This is a genomic window from Novosphingobium sp., from assembly GCF_027489515.1.
Taxonomy (GTDB): Bacteria; Pseudomonadota; Alphaproteobacteria; order Sphingomonadales; family Sphingomonadaceae; genus Novosphingobium.
The window spans coordinates 1-3,982 of sequence record NZ_JAIXZS010000002.1 but is presented as its reverse complement, the minus strand read 5'-3'; the positions used below and the strand labels follow the sequence as shown (position 1 = coordinate 3,982).

3 protein-coding genes are annotated in these 3,982 nt (G+C 65.0%); 2 read left to right on the top strand and 1 reads right to left on the bottom strand.

All coding sequences use genetic code 11. The annotated features are described in order from the left end of the window. Window positions 1-2,766: ribonuclease E/G (locus tag Q0082_RS00060; protein ID WP_298188488.1), on the top strand; the 2,766-nt coding region annotated here is incomplete at its 5' end. 84 nt (window positions 2,767-2,850) lie between these two features. Here Q0082_RS00060 and Q0082_RS00055 read toward each other — a convergent pair. Then, window positions 2,851-3,483: a class I SAM-dependent methyltransferase gene (locus tag Q0082_RS00055; protein WP_298188486.1), complete on the bottom strand. Its 633-nt coding sequence runs from the start codon at window positions 3,481-3,483 to the stop codon at window positions 2,851-2,853. Window positions 3,484-3,788: 305 nt separating this feature from the next. On the opposite strand from Q0082_RS00055, the gene Q0082_RS00050 reads away from it, so the two are divergent. Then, window positions 3,789-3,971, top strand: a complete 183-nt coding sequence (locus Q0082_RS00050) for a Flp family type IVb pilin (protein ID WP_054120896.1) — start codon at window positions 3,789-3,791, stop codon at window positions 3,969-3,971. The last annotated feature ends 11 nt before the right edge of the window (window positions 3,972-3,982 follow it).

The following is a 3,982-nucleotide window of genomic DNA, read 5'->3' as shown; positions in this document are numbered from 1 at the left end:
GCGCGCCACCAGGAAGAAACCCGGGTGGCGGTGCTCAATGGCAACCGGATTGAAGAGTTCGATTTTGAATCTGCCGATCACAAGCAGATCAAGGGCAACATCTATCTCGCCAAGGTAACTCGCGTCGAACCGTCGCTGCAGGCGGCCTTCGTCGATTTCGGCGGCAATCGCCACGGGTTCCTTGCCTTCAGCGAAATCCATCCCGACTACTACCAGATCCCCAAGGAAGACCGCGAGCGGCTTCTGGCCGAGGAAGCCGCCCACGCCGAGGAGGAAGCCGCGCTGCGCGCCGCCGACGAAGCCGAGCATGGCGACCTTGACGACGAGGATGGCGGCGACGACCGCTACGACTACGACGGCGACGAGGGCGTTACCGAAGTCGATACGTCGGAGAAGGACGAAGTTGCCACGATCGAAGGTGGCGTTGTCGAACATGGCTTTGAAGACAACGACTTAGCCGATGATTCCGATGGCGATACGCGTGAAGATGGTGAAGATGGCGCCGAAGACAGCGATGGTGGCCGCCAGCGTCGCCCCCGCCGTCAGCGCGCCCCCCGCGCCCAGGCGCGCGAGGCCGATGATCTGCGCGCCCGCCGCATGGCGCTGCGCCGCCGCTACAAGATCCAGGACGTGATCCAGCGCCGCCAGGTGCTCCTCGTCCAGGTCGTCAAGGAAGAGCGTGGCAACAAGGGCGCTGCCCTCACCACCTACCTCAGCCTCGCGGGCCGCTACTGCGTGCTCATGCCGAACTCGAGCCACGGCGGCGGTATCAGCCGCAAGATCAACTCGGCCGCTGACCGCAAGCGCCTCAAGTCGATCATGGCCGAGCTTGAGCTACCCCGCACGATGAGCTGCATCGTGCGCACTGCCGGCCTCCAGCGCACTAAGCCCGAAATCAAGCGCGACTTCGACTACCTCGCCCGCCTGTGGGATGAGATCCGCGAACGCACGCTCAAGTCTTCTGCGCCCGCGCTGATCCATTCGGACAGCGACCTCATCAAGCGCGCGATCCGCGATATCTACAACCGCGATATCGAGGAAGTCGTCGTCGAGGGCGAACACGGCTACCGCGCCGCCAAGGACTTTATGAAGCTCCTGATGCCGAGCCATGCCAAGCGGGTGAAGCAGTACGCCGATCCAGTGCCGCTGTTCCAGCGCTACGGCGCCGAGGACCAGCTCACCGCGATGTATGATCCGGTCGTCCAGCTGAAGAGCGGCGGCTACCTCGTGATCAACCCGACCGAGGCGCTTGTCTCGATCGATATCAACTCGGGCCGCTCGACCAAGGAACACGGGATCGAGGCGACCGCGGTCAACACGAACCTCGAAGCCGCACGCGAGATCGCCCGGCAACTGCGTCTGCGCGACATGGCCGGCCTTGTCGTGATCGACTTCATCGACATGGAATACGGCTCCAACGTCCGCAAGGTCGAGAAGGCGATGAAGGACGCGCTGCGCAACGACCGCGCGCGCATCCAGGTCGGGCGCATCTCGGGCTTCGGCCTCATGGAGATGAGCCGCCAGCGCCTGCGCACCGGGGTGCTTGAAGCCACGACCCGCGCCTGCCCGCACTGCGATGGCTCAGGCCTCGTCCGCACTGCCTCTTCGGCGGGGCTGTCGGCGCTCCGCATGATCGAGGACGAAGCGGCCAAGGGCAAGGGCACAATCATCACGCTCTATGCCAGTCAGGAAGCGGCGATCTACGTGCTCAATGCCAAGCGTGCCGATCTTGCCGAGATCGAGGCGCGCTATGGCGTGACCGTGGAGGTGATTCCCGAAGGCGAGAACGAAGGCGCCAAGATGCGCGTTGCCTCGCGCGGGCCCAAGCCCTCGTTCGTGCCGCGCTTCGAGCCAATCGTCGAGCCCGAGACGGACACCGATGAGGACGACGACTACAGCGACGAGGAAGAGGCCGAGGGCCAGGACGAGCCGCGCGGCGAACGACGTGATCGCGATGAAAGCGACGGCGAAGGTGGTCGCCGCAAGCGCCGCAAGCGCCGCCGGGGCCGTGGGCGCGATCGTGATGGAAACGAGACGGCGCAGTCAGCTGCCAACGAAAGCGAAGGCAGCGACGCTGAAGGCGACGACGAGGGCGATGAGGACAGCGAGCGCAGCGAAGGCGGCGAACGCACCGACGAGCGCGCCGATGAGCGTGGCCCGCGCAAGCGCCGCCGCCGTGGTCGCCGCCGGCGTGGTGGCCGTGGTGACGGAGATGCGCAGGGTGACGAGGCGCAGGGTGACGAGGCGCAGGGCAGTGACGCCAGCGGCGACGAAACCGTTGCCGAACCTGCCGAGACCTCAGCCCCGGCAGAGGTTACCGAGGACGCCCCTGCCAAGCCGCGCCGTTCGCGTCGCCGCAAGGCTGATGCCGAGCCGGTCGAAGCAGAGGCTGAGGCTCCTGCCCCCGAACCGGTAGCCGCCGAGGTCGAGGCCCCCGCAAAGCCCAAGCGCTCGCGACGGAAGAAGGCCGATGCTGCCGAAGCGGAAGCGCCGGTCGCCGAAGCGATTGCTGAAACGGCTGCCGAAGCACCTGCGGCTGAGCCGGCAGGGGAAGTGGAAGCACCCGCGAAGCCCAAGCGGACGCGTAGCAAGAAGAGCGATTTGCCTGAGGCCGAAGCACCCGCTGCACCTGCTGCGGAAGCCCCGGCTGAGGAGCCAGCGCAGGAAGCCGCGGCAGACACACCGGCTGCTGCCGCTGCGGCTCCGGCCGACGAAAAGCCCGGCGAGCCGCGTCGCGGCTGGTGGCAGCGCACCTTCGGCGCCTGATCCCGCCAGATCTGGCACACCAACACAAAGGCCCTCCCCGGCACCCAGGCCGGGGAGGGCCTTTCGTTTGGGCTCTACCTCAGTTCAGGCAAGGCGCGTTGCGCTACCCCATTCCATCCAGGCCGCCCAGCGCGGATTGCCCGGAAGATAGCCCTTGCCGATGGGTTCGACCTCGAAGCCCGCATGCCGAACCGCCGCCGTCACCGGCCGCGTCAGATGGCACCCGCCGGCTATCGGCTTCCAGATCGGCTCGATGCGCTGCTGCCAGCGCTGCACATCGGCATCGGGCGCACTCCCATGCTCGAGGAACAGGAACTGCCCGCCCGGCTTCAGGATCCGCCGCATTTCCGACAGGACGCGCTGCGGATCATCTACCGAACACAGCGTGTAGGTACACACGACCGTATCAAAGCTCTCGCTCGCAAAGGGAATCGCCTCACCCACACCGTGGCGGATATCCGCCGTCCAGCCTTTTTTCGCCGCTTCTGTCCGCGCGAAATCGAGCAGCTTGTCGGATGGATCGATCCCCGCGAAGGACGTCACAGCGTTCGTGTCGTAGAACTGCTGGTTGTAGCCGCCGCCGCAGCCGATCTCGAACACCGCGCCACGCGCCTTGGGCACGACCTGCCCGCGCAACTCCATGATACCTGGCGCCCCGCAGCAGGTGCGGATGAGCCGGGGCACCATGTGCCGATCCCAGAATGCCTTGAACCCCATCGCTGCATACCTCCCTCATGCCGACTGGCGTTGTTGTTGCACGCCCTGGCGCAGGGGGACAAGCAGTTCGGCAGAGCGATTGCGCGAGTCGATTGTTTTCTGATTCGTGTCTCAAACTTTTGCATCAGACCTCAGCGAGGCGCGTCATGATATTGATTTATATATATATTTGACCTTTCAGCTGTGACGCGAAGGGCGCTGTGCGTTAGGGGATTGTTAGAAGGTTATGCGTAGATAAGTCCTTGCTCACCACGGAAGACACGAGGGGTGGGTGGCGCGTGGGGCGCCAACTCAGGAGATCGAACATGACGCTTTTCAAGAACCTGCTCGCTAACGAAGAAGGCGCGACCGCCATCGAATACGGTCTGATCGCCGCTCTGATCGCTGTTGCCGCCATCACCGCCATGGGCGCGCTGGGCAACTCGCTGTCGAACACGTTCAACCTGGTTTCGACCCAGATGAACAACGCTTCGGACGGCAAGCTCTAAGAGCTTCGCGC